The 24,988-nt window shown below is 66.4% G+C and carries 25 protein-coding genes; 19 read left to right on the forward strand and 6 right to left on the reverse strand.

Annotation, left to right across the window (positions count from 1 at the left end; genetic code table 11):
* Nucleotides 1–13 precede the first annotated feature (13 nt).
* Together ACH5N8_RS13130 and ACH5N8_RS13135 are read right to left on the reverse strand one after the other, a co-directional pair.
* Nucleotides 14–499: a hypothetical protein gene (locus ACH5N8_RS13130; RefSeq protein WP_483281640.1), complete on the reverse strand. Its 486-nt coding sequence runs from the start codon at nt 497–499 to the stop codon at nt 14–16.
* On the reverse strand, nt 496–2,046 hold the full coding sequence (locus ACH5N8_RS13135; RefSeq protein ID WP_483281641.1) for an OpgD/OpgG family glucan biosynthesis protein: 1,551 nt from the start codon (nt 2,044–2,046) through the stop codon (nt 496–498). The genes ACH5N8_RS13130 and ACH5N8_RS13135 overlap by 4 nt, the downstream gene beginning before the upstream one ends.
* 168 nt (nt 2,047–2,214) lie before the next feature.
* Here ACH5N8_RS13135 and ACH5N8_RS13140 point away from each other — a divergent pair, with 168 nt between their 5' ends.
* Complete coding sequence (locus tag ACH5N8_RS13140) at nt 2,215–2,757, forward strand: SixA phosphatase family protein (protein ID WP_460026777.1); 543 nt, start codon at nt 2,215–2,217, stop codon at nt 2,755–2,757.
* 18 nt (nt 2,758–2,775) lie between these two features.
* On the opposite strand, the gene mltB is transcribed toward ACH5N8_RS13140, so the two are convergent.
* The 3 genes from mltB to ACH5N8_RS13155 all read right to left on the reverse strand — a co-directional run bounded on the left by mltB (nt 2,776) and on the right by ACH5N8_RS13155 (nt 5,686).
* Entirely contained in the window at nt 2,776–3,873 is a 1,098-nt protein-coding gene (gene mltB, locus ACH5N8_RS13145) for a lytic murein transglycosylase B (RefSeq protein WP_483281642.1), read from the reverse strand.
* A 98-nt stretch (nt 3,874–3,971) separates the two neighbouring features.
* Nucleotides 3,972–4,838, reverse strand: a complete 867-nt coding sequence (locus ACH5N8_RS13150; protein WP_483281643.1) for a carbohydrate kinase family protein — start codon at nt 4,836–4,838, stop codon at nt 3,972–3,974.
* Between the two features lie 5 nt (nt 4,839–4,843).
* Complete coding sequence (locus tag ACH5N8_RS13155; RefSeq protein WP_483281644.1) at nt 4,844–5,686, reverse strand: outer membrane protein assembly factor BamD; 843 nt, start codon at nt 5,684–5,686, stop codon at nt 4,844–4,846.
* Nucleotides 5,687–5,755: 69 nt separating this feature from the next.
* On the opposite strand from ACH5N8_RS13155, the gene rluD reads away from it, so the two are divergent.
* The 8 genes from rluD (at nt 5,756) to proB (ending at nt 11,681) form a co-directional block, all read left to right on the forward strand.
* Nucleotides 5,756–6,706: a 23S rRNA pseudouridine(1911/1915/1917) synthase RluD gene (gene rluD, locus ACH5N8_RS13160; RefSeq protein ID WP_483281645.1), complete on the forward strand. Its 951-nt coding sequence runs from the start codon at nt 5,756–5,758 to the stop codon at nt 6,704–6,706.
* Nucleotides 6,703–7,434, forward strand: a complete 732-nt coding sequence (pgeF, locus tag ACH5N8_RS13165) for a peptidoglycan editing factor PgeF (protein ID WP_483281646.1) — start codon at nt 6,703–6,705, stop codon at nt 7,432–7,434. Before rluD ends, pgeF begins: the two co-directional genes overlap by 4 nt.
* A gap of 6 nt (nt 7,435–7,440) precedes the next feature.
* A complete protein-coding gene (locus tag ACH5N8_RS13170; RefSeq protein ID WP_460026771.1) occupies nt 7,441–8,262 on the forward strand; it encodes a ZIP family metal transporter in 822 nt (273 codons plus the stop codon).
* A 10-nt stretch (nt 8,263–8,272) separates the two neighbouring features.
* Complete coding sequence (locus ACH5N8_RS13175) at nt 8,273–8,737, forward strand: hypothetical protein (RefSeq protein WP_483281647.1); 465 nt, start codon at nt 8,273–8,275, stop codon at nt 8,735–8,737.
* A 129-nt stretch (nt 8,738–8,866) separates the two neighbouring features.
* On the forward strand, nt 8,867–9,178 hold the full coding sequence (rplU, locus tag ACH5N8_RS13180) for a 50S ribosomal protein L21 (protein WP_460026769.1): 312 nt from the start codon (nt 8,867–8,869) through the stop codon (nt 9,176–9,178).
* 18 nt (nt 9,179–9,196) lie between these two features.
* Nucleotides 9,197–9,457, forward strand: a complete 261-nt coding sequence (rpmA, locus tag ACH5N8_RS13185) for a 50S ribosomal protein L27 (protein ID WP_460026768.1) — start codon at nt 9,197–9,199, stop codon at nt 9,455–9,457.
* An 81-nt stretch (nt 9,458–9,538) separates the two neighbouring features.
* The gene (gene cgtA, locus ACH5N8_RS13190) at nt 9,539–10,573 is read left to right on the forward strand and encodes an Obg family GTPase CgtA (protein WP_460026767.1); all 1,035 of its coding nucleotides are present in this window, start codon (nt 9,539–9,541) and stop codon (nt 10,571–10,573) included.
* Nucleotides 10,557–11,681, forward strand: a complete 1,125-nt coding sequence (proB, locus tag ACH5N8_RS13195; RefSeq protein ID WP_483281648.1) for a glutamate 5-kinase — start codon at nt 10,557–10,559, stop codon at nt 11,679–11,681. Before cgtA ends, proB begins: the two co-directional genes overlap by 17 nt.
* 47 nt (nt 11,682–11,728) lie before the next feature.
* Here proB and rpsT read toward each other — a convergent pair whose 3' ends face one another.
* Complete coding sequence (rpsT, locus tag ACH5N8_RS13200) at nt 11,729–12,007, reverse strand: 30S ribosomal protein S20 (protein WP_460026765.1); 279 nt, start codon at nt 12,005–12,007, stop codon at nt 11,729–11,731.
* Between the two features lie 493 nt (nt 12,008–12,500).
* On the opposite strand from rpsT, the gene ACH5N8_RS13205 reads away from it, so the two are divergent.
* The 10 genes from ACH5N8_RS13205 (at nt 12,501) to ACH5N8_RS13250 (ending at nt 24,969) form a co-directional block, all read left to right on the forward strand.
* Nucleotides 12,501–13,787: a L,D-transpeptidase family protein gene (locus ACH5N8_RS13205; protein ID WP_460026764.1), complete on the forward strand. Its 1,287-nt coding sequence runs from the start codon at nt 12,501–12,503 to the stop codon at nt 13,785–13,787.
* A gap of 120 nt (nt 13,788–13,907) precedes the next feature.
* Nucleotides 13,908–15,467, forward strand: a complete 1,560-nt coding sequence (gene murJ, locus ACH5N8_RS13210) for a murein biosynthesis integral membrane protein MurJ (protein ID WP_483283195.1) — start codon at nt 13,908–13,910, stop codon at nt 15,465–15,467.
* A complete protein-coding gene (ribF, locus tag ACH5N8_RS13215; RefSeq protein WP_483281649.1) occupies nt 15,464–16,417 on the forward strand; it encodes a bifunctional riboflavin kinase/FAD synthetase in 954 nt (317 codons plus the stop codon). The genes murJ and ribF overlap by 4 nt, the downstream gene beginning before the upstream one ends.
* The gene (gene ileS / locus ACH5N8_RS13220) at nt 16,414–19,227 is read left to right on the forward strand and encodes an isoleucine--tRNA ligase (protein ID WP_483281650.1); all 2,814 of its coding nucleotides are present in this window, start codon (nt 16,414–16,416) and stop codon (nt 19,225–19,227) included. Before ribF ends, ileS begins: the two co-directional genes overlap by 4 nt.
* Before the next feature lie 5 nt (nt 19,228–19,232).
* Nucleotides 19,233–19,706, forward strand: a complete 474-nt coding sequence (gene lspA / locus ACH5N8_RS13225) for a signal peptidase II (RefSeq protein WP_460026761.1) — start codon at nt 19,233–19,235, stop codon at nt 19,704–19,706.
* A 25-nt stretch (nt 19,707–19,731) separates the two neighbouring features.
* On the forward strand, nt 19,732–20,274 hold the full coding sequence (gene ampD / locus ACH5N8_RS13230) for a 1,6-anhydro-N-acetylmuramyl-L-alanine amidase AmpD (RefSeq protein ID WP_483281651.1): 543 nt from the start codon (nt 19,732–19,734) through the stop codon (nt 20,272–20,274).
* 216 nt (nt 20,275–20,490) lie between these two features.
* Nucleotides 20,491–21,192, forward strand: coding sequence for a carbonic anhydrase (locus ACH5N8_RS13235; RefSeq protein WP_483281652.1), 702 nt, complete (start codon nt 20,491–20,493; stop codon nt 21,190–21,192).
* Between the two features lie 111 nt (nt 21,193–21,303).
* The gene (locus ACH5N8_RS13240) at nt 21,304–21,630 is read left to right on the forward strand and encodes an STAS domain-containing protein (protein WP_483281653.1); all 327 of its coding nucleotides are present in this window, start codon (nt 21,304–21,306) and stop codon (nt 21,628–21,630) included.
* A gap of 1 nt (nt 21,631) precedes the next feature.
* Nucleotides 21,632–22,948 carry an urea ABC transporter substrate-binding protein gene (locus ACH5N8_RS13245; RefSeq protein ID WP_483281654.1) on the forward strand — a complete coding sequence of 439 codons (1,317 nt, stop codon included), beginning with the start codon at nt 21,632–21,634 and terminating at the stop codon, nt 22,946–22,948.
* The gene (locus ACH5N8_RS13250; RefSeq protein WP_483281655.1) at nt 22,945–24,969 is read left to right on the forward strand and encodes a methyl-accepting chemotaxis protein; all 2,025 of its coding nucleotides are present in this window, start codon (nt 22,945–22,947) and stop codon (nt 24,967–24,969) included. The genes ACH5N8_RS13245 and ACH5N8_RS13250 overlap by 4 nt, the downstream gene beginning before the upstream one ends.
* Nucleotides 24,970–24,988: the final 19 nt, after the last annotated feature.

Genomic DNA, 24,988 nt, shown 5'->3' on the forward strand with positions numbered 1-24,988 from the left:
TTTCGGCCGCGACTCATGCGTCGGTGGATTGGAACAGCCAGAAGCGCAGGGGCACCGGCTGCATGGCCACCCGCGCCTCCGGCGGGATAGCCCGGGGCAGGCGGGCCTCCAGGATGGCCTTGAGTTCGCGGGTCGAGTCGTCGTGCCGGAACAGGCAGTCGGCGCACAGGCCCGGTGTCAGCAACAAGGCTGCCCGCGCGGCGGCCAGGGGGTGCGGATCGTTGGAGGGCGGCATGCCGATGGCGGCCGCCAGGGCATGATCGAAGCGTCGCTGGGCCTCCTCGATGGCGCGCCGCGTCAGCTCGGCTGTCGTCCCCCGCCCCAGCAGGCGACGGGCGCGCGTCAGGCAGTCGGCGGTCAGGGCGGCAATCAGCGCCTCGTCGGTCAGCCTCAACGAACGCCAGTAATCGGCGACGGTGTCACGCGCCGCCGCAGCCGCTTCCTCCATATCCGTACCCGCATCGACCGCGGGCGCCGCCCCGGCAACGGTGGCGCTCACGGGGCGTTCCACTGGTAAACCCAGGACTCGGTCAGGATATCCCGGCCACTGCGCAGGATCGCGCGCATCTCGGTAGGGTTCTTGCCCTTTTCCGGCTCCAGCTCGAAGCTGAGGCGCCAGGTGCCATTGCCCTCGTTCTTGTGCACCACGACATTCGAGACCGTGCCCGCCGCGCTGACCTCGGCATCCACCTTGGCCTTCGGGCTCATCAGCCTGAGGGTGGGGCTGGTGAAGTCGACCACGAACTGGCGCCGGCCGCTCTTGCCATCGACCGCACCGACCCGGGTGGCGACAACCTTGCCGCCACCGGGCGCCGTGAATTCGTCGGCGGTGAAATGGAGCCGGTAGTCGAACCGCATGTCCACGCCTTCGCCGGCGGGTCGGTCCGGTACCCAGAAGGCGACGATGTTGTCGTATTTCTCGGCGTCACTGGGAATCTCGATCAGATAGACCCCGCCGGCGCCCCAGTCGCCCAGGGGTTCCACCCAGAGGCTGGGCCGGCGGTGATACTCGGCCTCGAGATCCTGGTAATGATCGAAGTTGCGATCCCGGGCCATCAGGCCGAAGCCGGAGGGCTTGCTGTCCTTGAAAACGCTGATGCGCAGCTGGCGCGGGTTGTTCAGCGGCCGCCACATCCATTCGCCGGTGCTCTTGCCGATCAGGAGGCCATCGGAGTCATGCACTTCCGGGCGGAAATCGTCGATGAAGCGATCGGTGTTCTCGCCGTGCAGGAACATGCTGGTCAGGGGCGCGATGCCGAGGCGTTCGACCGACTGGCGGAAATACAGGTGACTGTAGACGTCGATCCCGAGATCCAGCCCCGGACGGATCACGAAACGATAGGCGCCCGCCACGCTGGGGCTGTCGAGCAGGGCATAGACGGTGAGGGAATTGGCATCCAGGGCCGGTTTTTCCACCCAGAATTCACGAAAGATCGGGAATTCCTCGGCCTTGGCCAGCCCCGTGTCGATCGCCAGCCCGCGCGCGGACAGGCCGTAAACCTGACCCAGCCCCACCGCGCGAAAATAGCTGGCGCCGAGGAATACGGCGAGTTCGTCGTATGTCTCGTCGCGCTTGAGGGGATAATGAAAACGCAGGCCGGCGAAACCCAGGTCCTCCGGCAGCGGCGTCTGGAACGCGTTCTTGCCGTAATCGAACAGGTCCGGCGAATAGCCGATGCGGGTGCTGGAACCGTTTTCCAGCACATTGATGAAAACGCGGTCCTTGAACATGAAGCCGCGATGAAAGGCCTGTATCTGGAAAGGCAGTCCCTCGTCCCGCCAGATGGAGCGTTCGGTCTTGTAGCGAATATCGCGATACTGGTCATAACTCAGCCCGAGCAGGGATTCGGGCATGTCCGCGTCGTCGCGCTGGTAGGCCCGGCCGGCCAGCTCCTTGGCCTTGGCCTCCACCACGGAGAAATCGAAGGTCTGCGGTATGCTCGGCAGCGGCGGCACCGCTTCCGGCGGCGGTGATGCCGGCGCCGGAGGGGGCGCGACCTTGGCGGGCGACGCCAGCAATGTGGTGGATACGAGCAGCGGGGCCATGATCAGGCCGAGCAATGTTCTGATTGTTGTCACTCGATGCATACCACTGGAAGTTGACGGACGGCCGCAGGCGCCAGCCGGACGCGAGATAAATTCCGGCTCATGGGGCAAACTAGTATAACGCGGTGACCCACTTCGCAGAATGATCGTCCCCTGCCGGTGATTGCCATGCTCACACCACTGAAAACCGAGACCGATGCGGCCCGCCGCCGGAACCTGCTCATCGTCCGCCACGCCAAATCGAGCTGGAACGAAGCGGGTCTGCCCGACCATGAGCGCCCCCTCAACCGGCGCGGCGAACGCGATGCGCCATTCATGGGCGCTGTCCTGAGACAGCGCGGGTTCCGGCCCGAGGCCATTGTCAGCAGTCCGGCCCGGCGGGCACGGATGACGGCGGAACGGCTCGCCGAGGCGCTGGGCTACGCCGAGGCGGATATCGCCATCCGTGCGGCGATGTACGAACAGGGGCTGGAGGGCGCATTCAGCGTGGTCCAGTCGCTGGACGACCGCTGGCACCGCGTCATCCTGGTCGGTCACAACCCGGATCTGCTGCGCCTGATCAACCTGCTCGGCGGCGAGACGCTCACTCACCTGCCCACCTGTGGAATGGCCGCGCTCGAATTCGAGCTGGACAGCTGGACCCATGTCTACGAGGGCTCCGGCCGTCTGGCCTATTTCGACTACCCCAAGCGCCACCCGGAACTGCGCTGATCCCGGATCGCCTGGCGGCTATCGGCCCAGGTAATCCTGCTTGATGGCCTGCCCCAGCTGGTGTACCGCCATCGCGTAATAGGTGCTGTGGTTGTAGCGGGTGATGACATAAAAGTTCGGGTAGCCGATGTAGTAGACGTCGCCGGCGGTGGCGCTCAGCTTCAGCAGGCTCACCTCGTCCACCGCGACATCGGACTTGGGCCGGATGCCGTAGCTGGCCAGCTCGGCCAGCGTGTAGCGGGTATCGAATCCCGTCTTCAGGCCCTCCGCCTGGCTGCCGGCCACCTCGGCCGGGCTGGTGACGGGTTGGCCCGGCCGCCAGCCGAATCCGGCAAAGTAGTTGGCGATACTGCCGATCGCATCCTCGGGATCCCACAGGTCCTTGCGGCCGTCGCCATTGAAGTCGACAGCGTACTTGAGGAAGCTGCTGGGCATGAATTGCCCAAGCCCCATGGCACCCGCGAACGAACCCACGGGCCGCGAGGGGTCCTGGTGCTGCTGGCGGGCCATCAGCAGCAGATTCTCCAGTTCGCCCTCGAAATATGCGGCCCGGCGTGGGTAGTCGAAGGCCAGCGTGGTCAGGGCGTCGATGACCCGGTGATTGCCGAGGTTGGCGCCATAGACGGTCTCGACGCCCATGATCCCGAGGATATGCTCGGGACTGACCCCGTATTGCTGGCTGGCGCGCTGCAGGGCCGCCGCATGTCGCGACCAGAAATCGACACCGGCACCGATGTGCCGCTCGTCCAGGAACTTGGCCCGGTAACGGGTCCAGCCACCAGGCCTGGGCGTGACCGTGGGCTTCTCCCGATTCATGTACTCGATGGTCCACGCCTTGCGCCTGGCCTGCGAGAAAAGCCCGTACAGGTATTCGCGACTGAAGCCGTGCCGGGACACCATCCTGTCGATGAACCGCTCGAGGCCGGGGTAGCCGGCATAGTCTCCGCCCAGGCGCAGGGCGTGATAGGCACCCGCGGCATCGCCGACCGCGTCCCGGGTAGGCGGCGGTGCCGGCCTGACGACAGTACCGGTACCGGCCTTCATCTCATGTTCGGCGCAGCCTGAGAGCAGAGTCAGCGAGGTGGCGGCAAGCAGCGTGAGCGGGAGTCTTGACATGATCCATTACCTGGGTGAAAGCCTGTGAAAAGCGGGCCCGTACCGATGCGGTACGGGCCGTTCGGCCGGCATCCTTCGCCGGCCTGGCAGGACGCCCGTCATGCCGCGAGCCACCGATCCAGGCTGGCTCGATCCGGCAGCCCCGGGCGGGCGCCCAGTACCGCGCAGCAGGCCGCGCCGGCCGCCGAGGCGAACCGCAGCAGCTCGCTCCACGCCATGCCCATGGCAAGCCCGGCGGCATAGGCGCCATGAAAGGCATCGCCGGCCCCCGTCGTGTCCACCGGCGCCACGGGAAAAGCCGGCAGTTGGCCGGTCTCGCTGCCGCGCCGCCAGATCAGGCCGCGCGCGCCCAGGGTGATGACGACCGCGGGCGATTGCTCGGCCAGCACCGCCAGCGCCCGCCGCGGATCATCCCCCCCGAGCCACTGGGCAGCGAACGTCTCCGAGCAGACCAGGTGGTCCACGCGGAACATCAGGGTCTCGGTACCCGCATGCAGGGATCCCGCATCCAGCACCCTGGGCACAGCCTGATCCAGCAGCGACTCCGCCAGCAAGGGCTCGTGGCCATCGAACAGCAGCACGCGGGCACCGGGCTTTCCGCCTTCGAGCGAGGCCGGCTTCAGGAACTCCGTCCCGGCCCTGTGGTTGACCAGCGCCCGGGAGCCATCCGGCTTGACCAGGACGACCGATACCGGGGTCGGCCACTCGGCGCGGATGACGTGGCGGACATCCACGCCTTCCCGCACCAGTTCATCGAAGTGCAGCTGGCCATGCAGATCATGCCCGAGATACCCCATGAAACCGGTCCGGCAACCCAGCCGGGCCGCCGTGACCGCCGCGTTCGCCGCCGGGCCGCCGCCACAACCGATACGGACGCTGGCGACAAGCTTTTCATCCGGTCCCGGATGGTGGGGAACAACGAACACATGATCGTAGGAGGCGTGTCCCACGCACAGCACATCCATGGCGCCTACTCCTCCAGGCCGATGAACTTCCAGACCTTCTCGACGGCCGAGGGATCGTAGTTGACGTCCTTGGCCGCCTGGCCGGGCGCGCCCTCGGCATAGTTGAGCTCGTAGATGCGCCGGGCGTCATCCGCCAGCTGCGTCATGCCCAGCTTGCGGTAGGCCTGCTCCATGATCTCCAGCGCCACCGGCACTGCCTGGGTGCGCTGGTACTTGCGGATGACCTCGGCGCTGCGCCGCGCCGCCGCCAGATAGGCCTCCCGGCGCATGTAGAAATCGGCCACGTGGATCTCGTGCATGGCAAGATTGTTGCGCAGGGCGATGATGCGCTTGCGGGAGTCCTCGGCATAGCGGCTGTTAGGGAAGCGCCGCAGCAATTCCTCGAAATCCTTGAAGGAATCCATGGTCGACCCGGGGTCGCGCTGGGACGAGTCGGTCGGCAGGAACCGGTCTACGAAACCTATGCCTCGGTTATAATTCACCAGCCCCTTGATGTAATAGGCATAATCGACATTGGGGTGAGCCGGGTTCAGCTTGATGAAGCGATCGGCGGCGGCGATGGCGGAATCCGGCTCGTCGTTCTTGTAGTAGGCGTATGCCACGTCCAGCTGGGCCTGGGTCGCATATTTCCCGAAGGGGTAGCGGGCCTCGAGCTTTTCGTAGAGCTTGGCCGCCTTGTCGTATTTTTTGTCGTTCAGCGCATCGCGCGCCTCGCGGTAGAACTGCTCCGCCGTCCAATCCGAGTATTCATCCGTCGTTTCGTCCTTGGTGTCGCTGCACGCGCCCAGCAGCAGCCCAATGAGGACGAGTACTCCGATCAGGATACGGCGAAGGGGCAGATGAGACATGGGGCGGCGGCTTGCGGAGGGCGGGGACGGTGACTTTGAAGTATAACGTGATCGATTTGACGGACTGAAGTGAATTCCACCCGCACATTGACGGCGGTCATTCCGGCCGGACTGGCTGGCCAGCGACTGGATCAGGCACTGGGCCAGGTGTTCCCGGACTACTCGCGGAACCGGCTGCAGGGCTGGATTCGCACCGGCTCGGTGCGCCTGGATGGCGCCATCGTTCCCATCCGGCACCGGGTCTGGGGCGGCGAGGCGGTCGCGCTGCAACCGACGCCCGACGCCAGTACCGAGGTGACGCCGGAGGCCATCCCCCTGGCGATAGCGTTCGAAGACGATCACGTGCTGGTGGTCGACAAGCCGGCGGGCCTGGTGGTCCATCCCGCCGCCGGCAACTGGCACGGCACGCTGCAGAACGCCCTGCTGGGCCACTGCCCGGCACTCGCCCACATCCCGCGCTGCGGTATCGTGCACCGCCTGGACAAGGACACCAGCGGCCTGCTGATGGTGGCCAAGACCCTGGAGGCCCACAGGCAGCTGGTGGCGCAATTGCAGGCCCGCAGCGTGCACCGCGAGTATCTCGCCCTGACCCATGGCGCCATGACCGCCGGCGGCACGATCGACGCGGCCATCGGCCGCCACCCGGTTGATCGCAAGCGCTTTGCCGTCCGCCCTGACGGCAAGCCGGCCATCACCCACTACCGGGTCGCCGAACGCTTCCCGCAGCACACGCTGATCCGGGTGCAACTGGAAACCGGCCGCACCCACCAAATCCGCGTGCACATGAGCCATATCCATCACCCGCTCGTCGGCGATCCGGTCTACGGCGGCCGGGCCCGCGTGCCGCTGGGCGCGGACGAGGGGCTGCTGCACACGCTGCGGGACTTCCGCCGCCAGGCACTGCATGCCGCCTGTCTCGGCATCGTCCATCCCGCCAGCGGCGCCGATCTCGAATGGCGCGCGGAACTTCCGGCGGACTTCGCCAAGCTCCTCGACGCGCTACGGAATCCGGCGCCATGAAGTTGCCGGTCATGGTGCCCGACTGGCCTGCGCCGCCGCGGGTCAGGGCGATCAGCACCCTGCGCCGCGGCGGCGTCAGCCAGGGGCCTTACGCCAGCCTCAACTTGGGCGCCCATGTGGGCGACAGACCCGGGCATGTCGCCGCAAACCGCCGGCGCCTGAGTGACGAGCTGGGCGTGCCGCCGGGCATCCAGTGGCTGGAGCAGGTGCATGGCACCCTGACCGTCGCGGCGAACCCCGGGCCCACGCCCGCGGCCGATGCCACCTATACCGCCACGCCCGGCCTGGTCTGCGCCGTGATGACGGCGGACTGCCTGCCCATACTGCTCTGCGCACGGGATGGCTCGGCCGTCGCGGCCATCCATGCCGGCTGGCGCGGCCTGGCAGCCGGGATCGTGGCGAGCTGCGTCTCCGCGCTGCCCGCCACACCGCTGCTGGCCTGGTTCGGCCCCGCCATCGGTCCCGACGCCTTCGCCGTCGGCCCCGAGGTGTGCGAAACCTTCGCGCTGCGGGATCCCGAGACCGAAACCGCCTTCCGGCCGCTGGACGGCCAGACCTTCCTGGCCGATATCTATGCCCTCGGACGCCTGGCGCTGGAGCGCGCCGGCCTCGCCCCACAGGACATCCACGGCGGCGGCCACTGCACCTACCGGCATCCCGCCGACTTCTTTTCCTATCGCCGCGACCGCACCACCGGCCGCATGGCGACCCTCATCTGGCTTGAGTGAACCCGCATGGCCCTGCTGATATGGATCGTCGTCTTTACCCTGATCGGGGGTATCCTGAGCGTGGCCTGCGCCGCCCTGCTGCTGCTGGTGCCGGAGAACCATCACCCGCGGATCCTGCCGCATGGCATCAGCTTCGCGCTGGGCGCGCTGCTCAGCGTGGCGTTCCTGGATCTTCTGCCGGATGCGCTGACCACCGCCGGCAGCGAAGCGAGTGGGGCCATCATGGGTACCGTGCTGGCGGGCATACTGAGCTTTTTCCTGCTGGAAAAGCTGCTGCTCTGGCGCCATTGCCACGCCGACCGCTGCGAGACCCACTCCGAGGAACATTACCACCAGCCCGCCGGCACGCTCATCGTGGTCGGCGACGCCATCCACAATTTCGTGGACGGCATCCTGATCGCCGCAGCCTTCATGACCGACGTGCATCTGGGGATCATCACCAGCCTGGCGGTCGCCGCACACGAGATTCCGCAGGAAGTCGGCGACTTCGCGATCCTGCTGCAAAGCGGCTACGGCAAATGGCGGGCCCTAGCCTTCAACCTGCTGTCCAGCCTGGCCACGCTGGTGGGCGGCATCCTGGCCTATTTCAGCCTGGAGCACCTGCACGGGCTGCTGCCCTACATTCTGGCGCTGGCCGCCTCCAGCTTCGTCTACATTGCCGTGGCCGACCTGATTCCCAGCCTGCACCAGAAGACGTCGGCACGCGCGGCGCTGCAGCAGATCGCACTGATTCTCGCTGGCGTGACGATGATCTACTGGGCCCACGAACAGGCGGAACCGCCCCAGCCGAGCGCGACCCACCACCACAGCAACCTTGCCACACCGTAAGACCACCGACATGACAACCCATCCGATGCTCGAACTCTGCCGGAACCGGCTGGATGCGACGCTGATCCAGACCCTAGATATCGAGGCGCCCGACTTCCGTGAGCGACTCCAGCAGGCGGCCAAGGAGCTGCCGGACGAACTGGCCCGACCCCTGCGGGAGATTGCCACCGCTCACGAGGCGCTGCTGGCGGCAGACAACCCGGACAGCGAGGCCATGGCCGGTTTCTGCTTTGCCTGCGGCATCCTGCACGAGCAGCTGCGCGCGCATGCGCAGGCCCGGCTGGAAGTGGAAAACACGATCATGGGTCCCGCCAGCGTCAGCCCCTCGGCACTGCAACCCGGACAGTCCGACGTGCTGTCGCGCTTCATCGAAACCCGCGACCGCCTGTTCCGCAAGACGGCGGACTGGACGCTGAAATTCCTGCTGATCGGCCTGGCGCTGCTGGCGTTGGGACTCGCCATCGGCGTGATCTAGCCGCCACCCAAGATACGCCGGGGACCGGTCGAATGGCGGTTGCCCGGCACTATTCGGTTGACGATCGCCGAAACATCAGGATAAGATTCTTGGTTTACTGAATTTCTCTCCACTGGAGACGCTCAAATCATGTACGCGGTAATTCAAACGGGTGGCAAACAGTACCGGGTCAAGCCTGGCGAACTGCTCAAGGTAGAAACGCTGGTCGCCGAGGCTGGCCAGGAAATCCACTTCGACAAGGTGCTGATGGTCCAGACCGATGGCGGCATCAAGGTCGGCAAGCCCTATGTCGAGGGCGGCAAGGTCACCGCCACCGTTACCGCGCATGGGCGGCACCCCAAGATCAAGATCCTGAAGTTCCGTCGCCGCAAGCACCACATGAAGCAAGCCGGTCACCGGCAGAACTTCACCGAAGTCAAGATCACCGGCATTTCGGCCTAATTTTCGAGAGACAGCAAGATGGCTCACAAGAAAGCAGGCGGCAGCTCACGCAACGGCCGCGATTCCAATGCCCAGCGACTGGGCGTCAAGCGCTTCGGCGGCCAGCTGGTTTCCGCTGGCAGCATCATCGTCCGCCAGCGCGGCACCCAGTTCCACCCGGGTGAAAACGTCGGCGTCGGCAAGGATTACACCCTCTTCGCACTGACCGACGGTCGGGTAAGCTTCAAGATCAAGGGCCCCCAGGGCAGAAGGTACGTCAGCATCGTCCAGGCGAGCTAGGCGCGAGAGCCAAGGCACCTGCGCCCTCCCTCGAACCAGGAAAAGCCCCGTCCGATACGGGGCTTTTTTGTCAGGACTCCGATGAAATTTGTCGATGAGGCGGACATCCGCGTCGAGGCCGGTGACGGCGGCAATGGCTGCGTCGGCTTTCGGCGGGAAAAATACATCCCCTTCGGTGGCCCCGATGGTGGCGATGGTGGCGATGGCGGCAGCGTCTATCTGGTGGCGTCGGCCAACCTGAACACGCTGGTCGATTTCCGCTACCACGCGGTCTACCGGGCCGAACGCGGCCAGAACGGCTCGGGCGGCAACTGCACCGGCCGCGCCGGACAGGACTGCATCGTGCACGTGCCGACCGGCACCCAGGTCACGGATGCCGAAACCGGCGAGAAGCTGGGCGATCTGACCGTCGAGGGGCAAACGTTGCGGGTCGCCCGCGGTGGCTGGCACGGCCTCGGCAATACGCGCTTCAAGAGCAGCACCAACCGCGCCCCCCGGCAGGCCACGCCGGGCAAGCCAGGCGAGAGGCGGCTGCTGCACCTGGAATTGAAGGTGATCGCCGATGTCGGCCTGCTGGGGCTGCCGAATGCCGGCAAGTCCAGCCTGATCCGGGCCGTTTCCGCCGCGCGCCCCAAGGTCGCAGACTATCCCTTCACTACCCTGCATCCCAATCTGGGTGTCGTCCGCGTCGACGACCAGCGCAGCTTCGTGATGGCCGACATCCCGGGACTCATCGAGGGTGCCGCCGAAGGCGCCGGGCTCGGCATCCAGTTTCTCAAGCACCTGTCACGGACCAGCCTGCTGCTGCACGTGGTCGACGTCGTTCCCTACCCGGGCGAGGACGATCCGGTCGTCTCCGCCCAGAAGGTAATGGCCGAGCTCCGCAAGCGCGGCGAGGGACTGGCCGAGAAACCCCGCTGGCTGGCGCTCAACAAGATCGACTGCCTGCCGCCCGACGAAGTCGAGTCCCGTTGCCGCCATATCGTGGAGGCACTGGACTGGAAGGGGCCGAGCTTCAATATCTCGGCCCTGGACGGCAGCGGCTTGCGCGACCTGACTTTCAGCATCATGGATTTTCTGGAGCAGCAGCGGACGAACGATGCAGAAACGGAGTGACTTTCCCAAGGCCGGACGGGTAATCGTCAAGATCGGCAGCGCCCTCCTGACCGGCGGCGGGCGCGGGCTGGACGTCGAACGGATCACCGGCTGGGTCGAGCAGATCGCCAGCCTCCGGCAACGCGCCATCGAGGTCGTGCTGGTATCCTCGGGCTCGGTGGCGGAAGGCATGCGCCGCCTGGGCTGGTCATGCCGGCCGCACGCCCTGCACGAGCTCCAGGCTGCCGCCTCTGTCGGCCAGATGGGCCTGGTGCGCACCTATGAAACACTCTTCGAGCAGCACGGCATCAAGACAGCCCAGATCCTGCTCACCCATGATGACCTGTCCGACCGGCAGCGCTACCTGAACGCGCGCAGCACCCTGCTGACCCTGCTGTCACTGGGCGTCGTGCCGATCATCAACGAAAACGATACGGTCGCCACGGAGGAAATCCGCTTCGGCGACAACGACACTCTCGGCGCCCTGGTGGCCAACCTGCTCAACGCCGAACTGTTGCTGATCCTGACCGATCAGCAGGGCCTCTACGAACGCGACCCCGGCCTGGACCCCCAGGCACAGCTGGTCCGGGAGGCCAGCATCGACGACCCGCGACTGAGCGCCATGGTCGGCGAGAGCCGCAGCGGGCTGGGTCGGGGCGGCATGGTGACCAAGCTCAGGGCGGCCCGGCTCGCCTCGCGCTCCGGGACGGCAACCGTGATCGCCGCCGGCCGCGAAAACCATGCGATCACGCGCGTCTGCGCCGGCGAGGATCTGGGTACCTTCCTGATCCCTGGCCTATCCCCGCTGCTGGCACGGAAACGCTGGCTGGCGGGGCAACTTAAGCCCAAGGGGCGGCTGACCGTTGACGATGGTGCGGCGCGCGTACTGAGGGAATCCGGCCGCAGCCTGCTGCCCGTAGGCACCATCGGCGTCTCCGGCGATTTCGAGCGTGGCGATCTGGTCGCCTGCATTGATCCATCCGGCCGGGAAATCGCCCGCGGACTGGTCAATTATGGATCAAAGGAGTGCCTGAAGCTGGTGAGACAACCCAGCCAGAATATCGAGACCTTGCTGGGCTACGTCGATGAGCCCGAGCTGATTCACCGCGACAACCTGGTGCTGGTCTGACGAGCCGCGCGCGGCCGGCCGGACAGCACCAGTCGGATTCACATCGCTCAGGCGGCCGCCTTGAGTGCCAGCGCCTTGACGCGGGCATTCAGGCGGCTCTTGCTGCGCGCCGCCTTGTTCTTGTGGATGAGCCCCTTGTTGACCGAGGAGTCGATGATGGGCACCGCCGCGCGGAAGGCAGCCTGCGCTTCTTCCAGATTGCCGGCTTCGACAGCCAGGATAACCTTCTTGATGAAGGTGCGGAGACGGCTGCGCAGGGCAGCGTTGTGGGCGCGATGCTTTTCGGACTGGATGGCGCGTTTTTTTGCGGAAGCGATGTTAGCCAAGGTTAGGACCTCTCAAAGCCTGTGACGGAAAAATCTAACCGCTTATTTTCTTCCCAATGTATCCCAGCGTCAACCTGCTCGACGTGCCATATCGCCGAGCCGCAGTCGGGTCCACCGGCGGGGCGCTCCCCGTGCGGAACTGCCGATACGCCAGGAACGCCTGTTTCAGGTAATATCCGGACGGCACCGTCGGCGCCGGTCCGGTCTCGAAAACTCGAAAACTCGAAAATAAACATGGATCGATCGCCGATCCGGGCAGGTTCAGCCAGAACCCGCCGCCAACCCACGAGAGCGAAAGCCTCCTGCTTGGTCATCCATCGAGGTGAATTCAGTGAACGAAAACACCCCTGCCCTCGGGGCAGACGTCGGAACGCCCACGAATCCACCTCCGCCGACAAAATCCAGGGTCAGCCGCTGGATTGCGGGCGGACTTCTGTCCCTTCTGGCTGCTGCCTTCTTCGTGGGCCGGCAGATTCTGCCATTCGGCATCGAGATGCCCGGATACACGGAAGGACCCGGCAACCAGTCGGTCGACCCGCGCGCAGCGGTCTGGATCGATGGCATCGGCCTCGGCACGAAGCTGGCCAGGGCAGAGCTGCGCGACGCCGACGGCAGGGTTCTGGCCAGCATCGAGCAGCAGGCCAGCTTCCAGCCGGACATCCGGCTGGAATTCGGCAAGCGCTACACCCTGTCGGCCAGCGCCGAGCGTCTTTGGCTGGGCCAGCAACAGAGTCGGGACGTCAGCTTCACGACCGTGGCGATGCCGGTCGTCGAATCCCCCCTGCGCCAGGATCTGGGGGCGGACGGCACGGTACGGCTGGAATTCTCCGATGCCGTCGGCCAGCTGCAACTCGCCGGCGATCTGGCGCTGGACGTCAAGCCCGATGCGCAACGCCGGGCCTTCATCCTGGCGAGCAAACCCGGGCAGTTCCTGCAAGGCCAGACCTACACGGTGGAGGTGAACTGGGAAACCCGCACCGGGGTTCCGCTGCCGCCGTTCAAGCTGGAAGTCAGCACGGCGCCGCCCCTGGGCGTCTCGGTGGCAAGCGCCGGCATGCGCAATCTCGGGCTTGCCATGCCAGTGCAGATCGATTTCAGCGAGCCCCTGCTGGCGCGGGATGCGGTAACGCAGCATATCCAGGTCAGCACCGAGGACGGGCAACCGATTCCAGGCAAGTGGCTATGGTACGGCAAGCAGCGGGTGCAGTTCCGCCCGCAGCCGCTGTGGCCGGCTGAATCCACCATTCATGTCAGCATCGATCCGACCGGCATGCGGAGCCTGCGCGGCGGCTTCCTGCCACATCCTGTCGAGGCGCGTTTCAGCACGGGGCCCGACAAGCGCATCGAGGTCTACCTCGACAAGCAGCGGGTTAACGTGATCGAGAACGGCACGGTCATCAAGACCATGAAAGCCAGCACCGGCAAGTCCAAGACGCCGACCGTGACCGGCTCCTTCTACATTTATGCCAGATTCCCGACCAAGACCATGAAATCGACCGGCAAGAAACCCGGCGACCCCGGCTATTACGAGGTCAAGGACGTCCCCTACGCCCAATATTTCTACGAGGGCTATGCCTTCCATGGCGCCTTCTGGCACAACAGCTTCGGACAGCCCGCAAGCCATGGCTGCGTGAACCTGGCAACCCGCCGCAACAATCGCCGCACGGGCGTGAACGAGGATGCCGGCTGGCTTTACCAATGGGCCTCGCTAGGGGTACCGGTCACCGTCTACAAGACCTCGCCCCAGAGCCATCAGCTCGTGACCGCCAACGAGCCCTGAAGCCGGCTCATCGCCGGGGGATCGACTGAGGCCGGAGCGCCCCAACGCCTCCCGGCGAATCGCCATGCCCCCCGGGACATCCATCCATCCGCACACCACCAACCCCGCGGGAACACCACCCTGAGCAAACAGCTTCTCAAGTCGTCCGGCGTGGTCGGCGGGCTCACCCTGGTGTCGCGCATCCTGGGCTTCGCCCGCGACCTGGTCATCGCCTCGCTCTTTGGCGCCACTGCCGCGACCGATGCCTTCTTCGTCGCCTTCAAGATTCCCAACTTCCTGCGCCGCCTGTTCGCGGAGGGAGCCTTCGCCCAGGCCTTCGTTCCGGTGCTGTCCGGCTATCGGGAAAGCGGCGACAGCGCGGCAACGCAGCGGTTCCTGGCCCGTATCTGGGGCAGCTTCGCCCTGCTGCTGATGCTCCTGAGCGTGCTCGGGGTCGTCGCCGCGCCCGGCCTGATCTGGCTTTTCGCGCCCGGTTTCCATGACCAGCCGGCACAGGCGGCACTGAGCGCCGAATTGCTGCGGATCACCTTCCCCTACCTGCTGTTCATCTGCCTGACAGCCCTGGCCTCGGCCATCCTGAATACCTGGCACCGTTTCGCGGTTCCGGCCTTCACGCCGGTCCTGCTGAATCTTTGCATGATCGGTGCGGCCGTGGGACTGGCACCACGGTTTGCCGAGCCGATCACGGCCCTGGCCTGGGGCGTTTTCCTCGGCGGCGCACTGCAGCTGGCCTTCCAACTACCCCCGCTGCTGCGACTGGGTCTGCTGCCGCTGCCCCGGATCGCGGTCGGCGATGCCGGCGTCCGGCGCGTGCTGACGCTCATGGCGCCCGCCCTCTTCGGCGCCTCGATCAGCCAGCTGAACCTGCTCCTCAACACCCTGATCGCCTCCCTGCTGGAGACCGGCAGCCTTTCCTGGCTGTACTACTCGGACCGTTTGGTAGAATTCCCGCTCGGCATTCTCGGGGCAGGCATGAGCACCGTGATATTGCCGCACCTGTCCCGCAGCCAGGCCCGGCAGGATACGGACGGTTTTTCCCACTCGCTGGACTGGGCGTTGCGCTGCCTGTTGCTGGTCGGCCTTCCTGCGGCCCTGGGCCTGATGCTCCTCGCCGAACCCCTGATGGTCACCCTGTTTCAGCATGATCGCTTCACCGCACTGGATGCCCGCATGGCGTCCCGCAGCCTGATGGCCTATGCCGTGGGCCTGATGGGTTTTCTCGGCGTCAAGATTCTGGTGTCGGGCTTCAGCGCCCGCGAGGACCTGCTCACCCCGGCCCGCTTCGGGGTCTTCGCCGTGGCCGTCAACCTGGCCCTGAGCGTCGTCCTGTCGCTGGCACTGGCCCCGCCCGGCTGGGCGCATGCGGGGCTGGCGCTGGCCGCCTCGCTGGCCGCGCTGTTCCAGACTGCGCTGCTGTATCTCAGGCTGGTCCGGGACAATAGTTATCGGCCGGACGCAGGCTGGCGGATGTTCCTGTTGCGACTGCTGCTGGCCAATCTCCTGCTCGCCGGCATCCTGCCCATCGCCGCTGGCGCCATCGACTGGCAGGGCGCCTCCACGATCGGCCGGGTTCTGTGGCTGGGCGGCTGCGTACTGGCAGGCATGGCGGTCTACGCCGGAGCGCTCTGGCTGGCCGGCATGCGGCCGCAGCACCTGCTGATGAAAGGCTCGCCGGCATGAAACTGGCGCTGGGGCTGAACTCCCGCAAACTTCCGCCCGCCGGCTGTGTCGCCACGATCGGCAACTTCGACGGCGTGCACCTGGGCCATCGCGCGGTCATCGAGCGGCTGGCGATGGCAGGCCGACGGCTGGGCCTGCCGGTCTGCGCGGTGCTGTTCGAGCCGCAGCCGCGCGAATACTTCGACCCGGCCAACGCGCCGCCACGGCTCATGCGCCTGCGGGAAAAGATCGACCGCCTGTCTGAACTGCCGGTCGACTACGCCCTGATCCTCCGCTTCAACCAGGCGCTGGCGACCCAAGCGCCGCGCGCCTTCATCGACCGCATCCTGCTCCAGGCGCTGGGGATTCACTATCTGGTGGTCGGCGACGATTTCCGCTTCGGCCGCCGGCGCGAAGGCGACTTCGCGCTGCTGCAAGCAACCGGCGTCAGCGCCGGATTCGAGGTTGCCGACACGCCGTCCGTGCTCGTCGACGGCGAGCGCGTCAGCAGCACCTTGATCCGCGCCGCCCTGCTGGCGGGCGATCTGGAGCGCGCTGCCCGGCTGCTCGGCAAGCCATACGAAGTCTGCGGGCGCGTCATCCACGGCCAGAAGCGCGGCCGCGCGCTGGGCTTCCCGACCGCCAACCTGCTGATGCAGCGCAAAAACACTCCGGTGCAGGGCGTGTTTGCCGTTACAATGCGCGGCCTGACCGAGGCGCCACTGGCTGGAGTGGCGAACGTGGGCAACCGGCCCACGGTCAGCGGCGATGCGACCACCCTGCTGGAAACGCATCTCCTCGACTTCGACGGCGACCTGTACGGGCGGCGCGTCGAAGTCGAGTTCCATCACAAATTGCGCGACGAACGCCGTTTTCGCGGCCTGCCCGAGCTGCGGGCGCAGATCGAGCAGGATATTCTGGCTGCCCGCGCCTACTTCGCGCGACGCACGAACCCCGAGCCCCAACCATGACCGTCGACTACAAAGCCACGCTGAACCTCCCCGCCACCGATTTCCCCATGAAGGGCAACCTGCCGCAGCGGGAACCGGAACAGCTCGCACGCTGGCAGACGGCCGACATCTACCGCAAGCTGCGCGAACAGCGCAAGGGCCGCCCGACGTTCGTGCTGCATGACGGCCCCCCCTATGCCAATGGCGAAATCCATATCGGCCATGCCGTCAACAAGGTGCTGAAGGACTTCATCGTCAAGAGCAAGGGGCTCTCCGGCTATGACGCCCCCTATGTGCCGGGCTGGGATTGCCATGGCCTGCCAATCGAGCTGATGGTCGAGAAGAAGGTCGGCAAGGCCGGCGTCAAGGTGGAACCGGACGAATTCCGCCGCGCCTGCCGCGAGTACGCCGGCCGGCAGGTCGAGGCGCAACGGCAGGACTTCATCCGGCTCGGCGTCTTCGGCGACTGGCAGGACCCCTACCTGACCATGGATTTCCGCTTCGAGGCGGATGTCGTCCGCGCGCTGGGCCGCATCCACGCCAACCAGCACCTGGTCAAGGGCGCCAAGCCGGTGCACTGGTGCACCGATTGCGGCTCGGCCCTGGCGGAAGCGGAAGTCGAATACGAGAACAAGACCTCCCCTGCCATCGATGTCCGTTTCCGGGTCGCCAGCGAGGAAACCCTCCTGGCCCGCTGCCACCGGGTGCCGGGTCATGCCGGCGCCGGCCCGATCTCCATCGTCATCTGGACCACGACGCCCTGGACGCTACCGGCCAACCAAGCTGTGGCGCTTGGACCGGACGTGGAATACGCCCTGGTCGAATGCCCGGACGCGGGCGAACGGCTGCTGGTGGCCGAGGCCCTGATGAAGGATACCCTGGACCGCTGGGGCATCGGGCACTACCGGGTGGTGGCCTATGCCCGCGGCGCCGACCTCGAGGGGCTGGCCCTGCACCATCCCTTCTACGCCCGGGAGGTCCCCGTCATCCTCGGCGAGCACGTGACCCTGGACGCCGGCACCGGCGCCGTGCATACCGCGCCCGGTCATGGTCAGGAGGACTACGTGGCCGGCCTGCACTACCACCTGCCGGTGGACAACCCGGTGGGCGACGACGGCCGTTTCCTGCCCGCTACCGAGCTGTTCGCCGGCCAGCACGTCTTCAGCGCCAACGACCGGGTCATCGACGTGCTCAAGCAGCATGGCGCCCTGGTGCAGGAAGCCCGCATCGAGCACAGCTATCCGCACTGCTGGCGCCACAAGACGCCGGTCATCTTCCGGGCCACGCCGCAGTGGTTCATCGCCATGGACAGGCATGAACTGCGGCAGCGGGCCCTGCAGGAAATCGGCCGGGTCCGCTGGATACCCGACTGGGGCCAGGCACGCATCGAGGGCATGGTCGGCAACCGGCCCGACTGGTGTGTCTCCCGCCAGCGCAACTGGGGCGTGCCGATCGCTCTATTCGTTCACCGCGAAACCCACGAGCCGCACCCGGATACCGCCAACCTGATCGAGCAGGTCGCCCGGCGCATCGAGCAGCACGGCATCGATGCCTGGTTCGCGCTCGACCCGGCCGAGCTGCTGGGCGACGATGCCGCCGACTACAGGAAGCTGACCGATACCCTGGATGTCTGGTTCGATTCCGGCGTCACACACTACTGCGTGCTCAACCGTCGCGAGGCGCTCGGCTATCCCGCCGACCTGTACCTGGAGGGTTCCGACCAGCATCGCGGCTGGTTCCAGTCATCCCTCCTGGCCGCCGTCGCCATCAACGGCAACGCCCCCTACCGGCAGGTCCTGACCCACGGCTTCACCGTCGACGCCAAGGGCGAGAAGATGTCGAAGTCCAAGGGCAATGTCGTCGCGCCGCAGAAGGTGATCCAGAATCTCGGCGCCGACGTGCTCAGGCTGTGGGTCGCGGCCACCGACTACCGCGGCGAAATGCGCGTATCCGACGAAATCCTCAAGCGCACCGCCGACGTCTACCGGCGGCTCCGCAACACCGCGCGCTACCTGCTGGCGAACCTGGCCGGCTTCGACCCGGCCCGCCATCTCGTCCCGGCCGACCGGATGCTGCCGCTGGACCGCTGGGCGGTCGACCGCGCCTGGCAGTTGCAGCAGGAGGTCATCGAGGCCTACGAGACCTACCAGTTCAACGTCGTCTACCAGCGCGTGCATCATTTCTGCTCGGTCGACCTGGGCAGCTTCTACCTGGACGTGCTCAAGGACCGGCAATACACCTGCCAGGAGGACAGCCCGGCGCGGCGCTCCGGCCAGACGGCCATGTACCATATCGCCGAGGCCCTGGTACGCTGGCTGGCGCCCATCCTCAGCTTCACCGCCGAGGAAATCTGGCGCCACCTGCCCGGCACGCGCGGCGAGTCGGTCTTCCTGGCAACCTGGTACGAGGGGCTGTTCCCGCTCACCGAGCAAGACGCCTGCAACCACCAATTCTGGGAACTGATCCTGAACATCCGCGAAGCGGTCGGCAAGGAGCTGGAAATCCTGCGCGCGCGCGACGGGATCGGCTCCTCGCTGGACGCCGAGGTGGAGCTGCACTGCGCCGACGCGCTCTACCAGCGCCTGGCCCCGGTCGCCGGGGAACTGCGTTTCCTGCTCATCAACTCCGAGACCACCGTGCACCGTTCGGCGGCAGCGGCGCCAGACGACCTCGAAGGGCTGCGGATCGTCGTCAGGCCATCCACGGCGGCCAAGTGCGTGCGCTGCTGGCACCATCGCGCCGATGTCGGCAGCCATGCCGAACACCCGGAACTATGCGGGCGCTGCGTCGACAACGTCGCCGGCAGCGGCGAGACACGGCGGCTCGGATAATCCATATGCGCATCTGGCTCTGGCTTTCCGGTCTCGTCATCGTGATCGACCAGATCACGAAGCGCCTGGTCGACACGCGGATGCAGCTGAACGAATCGATCCCGCTGCTGCCCTCCTTCCAGCTGACCTACCTGCGCAACCAGGGCGCGGCCTTCAGCTTCCTGTCGGGCGCGGGCGGCTGGCAGCGCTGGTTCTTCATCGCCCTCGCCGTCATCGCCAGCGTCTTCATCTTCCTGTGGCTGGGCAAGCTGCGGCCAGGCCAGCGCCGCGAGGCGATCGCCTGGGCGCTGGTGCTCGGCGGAGCGCTCGGCAACCTGATCGACCGCATCCTCTACGGTTACGTTATCGACTTCCTGGACGTGTACCTCGGCCAATGGCACTGGCCGGCCTTCAACGTGGCCGATTCCGCCATCACCGTGGGCGTGGCCCTGCTGCTGCTGGAGTCATTCCGCCCCAACCCGGCGCGGCAGGACACCTGAGCCGCCGCATCGCCGGCTGCCCGCCGTGAAGATCGCCGACCATCGCCTGCTGGAGGCGCGCTTCATTCCCAGCCCGAATCACGACGCGCGCCGCCAGCCGGACGATCTCGGCCTGATCGTCATCCATTGCATCAGCCTGCCGCCCGGGCAATTCGGTACCGAAGGCATCACCCAGCTGTTCACCAACCGGCTCGACCCCGACGCCCACCCCTACTACGCCGGCATCGCCCAGCTGCGGGTTTCGGCCCATCTGCTGATCCGCCGCAGCGGCGAGATCATCCAGTATGTCCCCTTCGACCGCCGCGCCTGGCATGCCGGCGCCTCCTGCTACCGGGGCCGGGAAACCTGCAACGATTTCTCCATCGGCATCGAGCTGGAAGGGACCGACGACAGCCCCTACGAGGCGATCCAGTACCAGCATCTGAATGCCGTCATCGATGCCCTGCTGGCGGCCTATCCCACGCTTTCGCGCGCGCACATCACCGGCCACGAGCACATCGCGCCGGCGCGGAAGACCGATCCCGGGCCCCACTTCGACTGGTCCCGCTTGCGGCAAGCCGGCCGCTAGCCCCCGTCATCGCCCGCAACGACCGACCACCGCGCGGGCCATCGGTGCCATCAACCCGCCATGCGCCGCCGGCCGACAACAGGCAGCGAAAGGCCACCGGGCTGGTTTAGAATCGCGCCGGAAGCCACCCAGGATCACGCGGCGCCAGCAGGCAACCATGGGCACCCGCCACGATTCTTGCAACATCGACAGACCTCATCCAAACCGGTAACCCGCATGAATGCCCCGACCAACATCCTCGAACACCTTCTGGCCGGCATCAAGAAGTTCCAGGAACACTTCTACGAGCTCGAACCCGAGCACATGCGGGAGCTCACCGAACAGGGCCAGAAACCCAAGGTGCTGCTGATCGCCTGCAGCGACTCCCGCGTCGACCCGGCTGTCCTGACCGGCGCTGCCCCCGGAGAGCTGTTCGTGGTGCGCAACGTCGCCAATCTGGTGCCACCCTATCAGCTCGCGGGCCAGTACGACGGTGCCCGCGCCGCCATCGAGTATGCCGTCCGGGACCTGGGCGTCGAACACATCGTCGTGCTGGGCCACGCCCACTGCGGCGGCATCAACGCGCTGCTGCACAGCCTTTCCGGCAAACGCCTGGATCGCGACTTCATCGGTGGCTGGGTGTCGATGGCCCTGGACGCCTGCTTCAAGTACATCCTCAATCCAGCCGGCCAGAACCAGCCGCCGTCCGACGACATGGAGGTCGCCGAGATCGACGTCGGCACCCTCTGCCAGCACCAGCATCTGGCCGAGCGGGCCGCCATCCGCGGCTCGCTGTCCAACCTCGGCACCTATCCCTGGATCCGGGAGCGCCTGGCCGCCGGCACGCTCAGCCTGCATGGCTGGTGGTTCGACCTGGAAACCGGCGATCTCTGGTGCACCAATGAGGACAATACGGCCTTCCTGCCCCGGCTGGACTGAAATCCGGGTCCGAAATGAGGCCGATTTGCGCGACGGACTCGTTTAGAATGCCTGTCGTTTCCGGCCCCCGCGGGGCTGCCATCGTCAATCGTTCCCCTTGAGTGATTCATCATGCTTTCCATCTCGTCGACCCATCAGCAAGATTCCCTGGTCATCAACCTCGACGGGCGTATCGACGCCAACAGCGCCAAGGAGCTGGAACAGCAATGCCTCGGCTGGATCGATGGCGGGGAACGCAAGCTGGTGATGGACTTCAGCCAGGTCAACTTCATCAGCAGCGCCGGTCTGCGCGCCATCCTGCTGGTCGCCAAGAAGCTGGAGCAGGTCGACGGCAAGATCAAGCTCAGCGGCCTCAACGCGACACTCAAGGATGTCTTCGACATCAGCGGTTTCAGCCGTCTGTTCGTGATCGTGCCCAGCGTGGCCGAGGCCCTCTGACATGAGCCCGGAGGGCCAGCCCCAGGGCCAACGGCTCTCCCGCCGGTCGTTCCTTGCGCTGGCGTTCCTCGCGGCAACCCTGCTGCTCGCGGCCGGCATCGGGCTGTTCGAGCGCGAAACGCACCCGCATCCGGTGCGGCTGGGCATCCTGCATGCGCTTTCCGGCCCCATGGCCATCAGCGAGCGGCCCATGGTCGAGGCGGAACAGCTGGCCATCGAGGAGATCAACGCGGCCGGCGGGGTGCTGGGACGCCCCGTCCAGGCCGTCATCGCCGACACCGCCTCGGACCCCGCCAATACCGTCCGCCAAGTGGAAAAGCTGCTGAGCGAGGAGCACGTCGCCGCCATCATCGGCTGCTGGACATCCGCCTGCCGCAAGACCGTCAAGCCGATCATCGAGCGCCACGACTCCCTGCTCATCTACCCGATGGCATACGAGGGGCTGGAGGTCTCGCCCAACATCATCTACACCGGCGCGGCACCCAATCAGCAAGTGCTGCCCGCGGTCAACTGGAGCGTCGAGAACCTCGGCAAGCGCTTCTTCCTGGTCGGCTCCGACTACATCTGGCCGCACACGGTCAACGCCATCATCAGCGACCAGCTCAAGGCACTGGGCGGCGAAGTGGTCGGCGAGGCCTACATCGGTTTCGGCAGCCTCGATCCCGCCGCGGCCATCCAGCAGATCCGCGAGACCCGGCCGGATGTCATCCTCAGCACCGTGGTCGGCGACTCGAATGCCCCGTTTTACCGGGCACTCAAGGCGGCGGGACTGACCGCCCAGGCATCACCGGTCATCTCCTTCTCGATCAGCGAAGCCGAGCTGCAAAGCCTGCCACTGGCCGACCTGGCGGGACACTATTCGGCCTGGCCCTACTTCCAGAGCATCGACCGGCCCGAAAACCGTGCCTTCATCCAGAAGTTCCGCGACCGCTACGGCAGCCAGCGGGTGCTCAGCGACGTCATGGAAAGCGCCTACTTCAGCACCCAGCTCTGGTACCGCGCCGCCGAGCGTGCCAACAGCTTCGACGCCGAGGATGTCACCCAGGCACTGCTCGGCCTCAGCCACAACGCCCCGGAAGGCATCATCACCGTCGATCCCTCCACCCGCCATACCTGGCGCTCGTTCAACATCGGCCAGGTCCGCGAGGACGGCAACATCCAGATCGTCTGGTCCGCCGACTACCCGATCCGTCCGGTGCCCTACCCGCGCTCCCGCGCCATGCGCGACTGGGACGACTTCGTGCGGCAGCTGTTCCAGGAATGGGATGGCAATTGGGTCAATACCGCCACCCAGAAAGCGGTGCCGAGGCAACCATGACCTTCCCGGAAAGTCTGCGATGGCACAACACCAGCCTGGCCCGGCGGCTGAGCCTCTGGTTCATCCTGCTGGTCATGGTGCCGATGCTGGTCACGGCGCTCCTGATCGACCGCAAGGCCAGCAACTCGCTGCGCGACAAGACCCTCCTGCAGCTGACCATGATCGCCAAGGACAAGGCCAGCTCGCTGGAAATCTATGCCTATGAGCGCGCCCGCGGCGCCGGGGTCCTGGGCCGCCTCAAGCGGCTGGCCGACGCCACCCGGGCACTCCAGGACCGTCAGAGCACCCGCGAGACGCTGGCGGAAGCCAGGAGCAGGGTGCGGGAGCTGGTCAATTACTTCGGCCCCAGCCTCGGGTTTTCCGAAGCGATCGTCGTCGACTCCCGGGGCGAGGTCATGTTCCAGACGCTGGCGCATCTCGAGCTCGGCGCCAACCTGCTGTCCGGCCCGCAACGGAGCACGCCGCTGGCCTCCCTCACCAGGCGCACCCTGACGCTGCTGGAGCCCGACATCTCCGACTTCGCCCTCTACCCCGGCAACGACATCCCCCTGGCCTTCGTCGCGGCACCGATCATCCAGGAAGATGGCCGCAAGACCGGACTGATCATCCTGCAGCTGAACACCGAGGAAATCTACGGCATCCTCAGCGACTATTCCGGCCTCGGGCGTACGGGCAACACCCTTGTCGGCAGCCTGGTGCAAAACACCATCTGGGCGGCCGCCCCCATGCGCAAGCGCGACGAGGCGGCCTTCCAGCTGAGCGTGGACATGGGCGACGACCATGCCCAGGACTTGCAGAGCGCCGTCAAGGGCGACCAGGGCGCGGGCGAGGTGACCAATATCCTCCGGCAACGGGTCTACTCGTCCTGGGTCTACGTACCTTCTTTCCGCTGGGGCCTGACCGTCGAGCAGAGCGTCGACGAGGCCATGACGCTGGTCGCGGAACAGCGCAAGACCCTGCTGGCGCTGCTGGCCGCCATCCTCACGCCTGTCCTGCTGATCGCCCTGGCGGTGGCGCGCTCGATCTCGCGGCCGATCCAGACCGCCGTCGAGGCGGCCGAGCGGGTCGCGGCGGGTGATCTCTCCACCACCCTGTCGACCACCCGCGAGGACGAGACCGGCAAGCTGATCAACGCCCTGGGCCGGATGGTGGCCTATCTGAACGCGCTGATCGGCCAGGTGCAGCGCTCGACCATCGACCTGGTCTCGACCGCCAACAGCCTCAGCGCCATGTCCAAGACCCAGAGCGAGGAGGTCAACAACCTCGGCTCCACCACCACCGAGATCGCCGCCGCCACCCAGGAAATCTCCGCCACCTCCGAGGAGCTGCTCGGCACCATGGCCGGCCTGACCCAGGTGGCCGACCAGACCACCGCCCTGGCCAACGCCGGCCAGGCCTCGCTGGGTCACATGGAAGGGGCGATGCGCGCCCTGGCGGAGGCCACCCAGTCGATCTCCGGGCGGCTGGGCCTGATCAACGAGAAGGCCAACACCATCGGCAGCGTCACCACCACCATCACCCGGATCGCCGACCAGACCAACCTCCTGTCGCTGAACGCCTCGATCGAGGCCGAGAAGGCCGGGGAATACGGCCTTGGCTTCGCCGTGCTGGCACGGGAGATTCGCCGGCTGGCGGATCAGACCGCGGTAGCCACCCTCGACATCGAGCAGATGGTCAAGGAAATGCAGGACTCGGTGACCGGCGGGGTGATGGAGATGGACAAGTTTGCCGAACAGGTCAACCGCAGCGTGGCCGACACCGGTGTGATCAGCCAGCGGTTCGGCGAGATCATCCAGCAGGTGCAGGCGCTGCTGCCGCAGTTTGACGCCGTGCACGAAGGCATGCGGGCGCAGTCGGCGGGTGCGCGGCAGATACGCGACGCCATGGTCAGCCTGACCGAGAGCGTGCGGGTGTCGGTACGGGCGCTGGAGGCGACCACCACGGCCACCCATCGGCTGGAGGGGGCCATTGACGAGCTGCGTGGCGAGATCTCGGCATTCCGGCTGCGCGGGGAGGGCTGACGGCGCGGGGCCGGTTCGC

The organism is Methyloparacoccus sp. NF-16, assembly GCF_056880625.1.

Bases quoted from the DNA above. Each gene is read 5' to 3' on its own strand.
- ACH5N8_RS13135 (WP_483281641.1), bottom strand. From the start codon at position 2,046: ATGGCCCCGCTGCTCGTATCCACCACATTGCTGGCGTCGCCCGCCAAG.
- ACH5N8_RS13140 (WP_460026777.1), top strand. From the start codon at position 2,215: ATGCTCACACCACTGAAAACCGAGACCGATGCGGCCCGCCGCCGGAAC.
- mltB (WP_483281642.1), bottom strand. From the start codon at position 3,873: ATGTCAAGACTCCCGCTCACGCTGCTTGCCGCCACCTCGCTGACTCTG.
- ACH5N8_RS13150 (WP_483281643.1), bottom strand. From the start codon at position 4,838: ATGGATGTGCTGTGCGTGGGACACGCCTCCTACGATCATGTGTTCGTT.
- ACH5N8_RS13155 (WP_483281644.1), bottom strand. From the start codon at position 5,686: ATGTCTCATCTGCCCCTTCGCCGTATCCTGATCGGAGTACTCGTCCTC.
- pgeF (WP_483281646.1), top strand. From the start codon at position 6,703: ATGAAGTTGCCGGTCATGGTGCCCGACTGGCCTGCGCCGCCGCGGGTC.
- ACH5N8_RS13170 (WP_460026771.1), top strand. From the start codon at position 7,441: ATGGCCCTGCTGATATGGATCGTCGTCTTTACCCTGATCGGGGGTATC.
- ACH5N8_RS13175 (WP_483281647.1), top strand. From the start codon at position 8,273: ATGACAACCCATCCGATGCTCGAACTCTGCCGGAACCGGCTGGATGCG.
- rplU (WP_460026769.1), top strand. From the start codon at position 8,867: ATGTACGCGGTAATTCAAACGGGTGGCAAACAGTACCGGGTCAAGCCT.
- rpmA (WP_460026768.1), top strand. From the start codon at position 9,197: ATGGCTCACAAGAAAGCAGGCGGCAGCTCACGCAACGGCCGCGATTCC.
- cgtA (WP_460026767.1), top strand. From the start codon at position 9,539: ATGAAATTTGTCGATGAGGCGGACATCCGCGTCGAGGCCGGTGACGGC.
- proB (WP_483281648.1), top strand. From the start codon at position 10,557: ATGCAGAAACGGAGTGACTTTCCCAAGGCCGGACGGGTAATCGTCAAG.
- ACH5N8_RS13205 (WP_460026764.1), top strand. From the start codon at position 12,501: ATGCCCGGATACACGGAAGGACCCGGCAACCAGTCGGTCGACCCGCGC.
- ribF (WP_483281649.1), top strand. From the start codon at position 15,464: ATGAAACTGGCGCTGGGGCTGAACTCCCGCAAACTTCCGCCCGCCGGC.
- ileS (WP_483281650.1), top strand. From the start codon at position 16,414: ATGACCGTCGACTACAAAGCCACGCTGAACCTCCCCGCCACCGATTTC.
- lspA (WP_460026761.1), top strand. From the start codon at position 19,233: ATGCGCATCTGGCTCTGGCTTTCCGGTCTCGTCATCGTGATCGACCAG.
- ACH5N8_RS13235 (WP_483281652.1), top strand. From the start codon at position 20,491: ATGAATGCCCCGACCAACATCCTCGAACACCTTCTGGCCGGCATCAAG.
- ACH5N8_RS13240 (WP_483281653.1), top strand. From the start codon at position 21,304: ATGCTTTCCATCTCGTCGACCCATCAGCAAGATTCCCTGGTCATCAAC.
- ACH5N8_RS13245 (WP_483281654.1), top strand. From the start codon at position 21,632: ATGAGCCCGGAGGGCCAGCCCCAGGGCCAACGGCTCTCCCGCCGGTCG.
- ACH5N8_RS13250 (WP_483281655.1), top strand. From the start codon at position 22,945: ATGACCTTCCCGGAAAGTCTGCGATGGCACAACACCAGCCTGGCCCGG.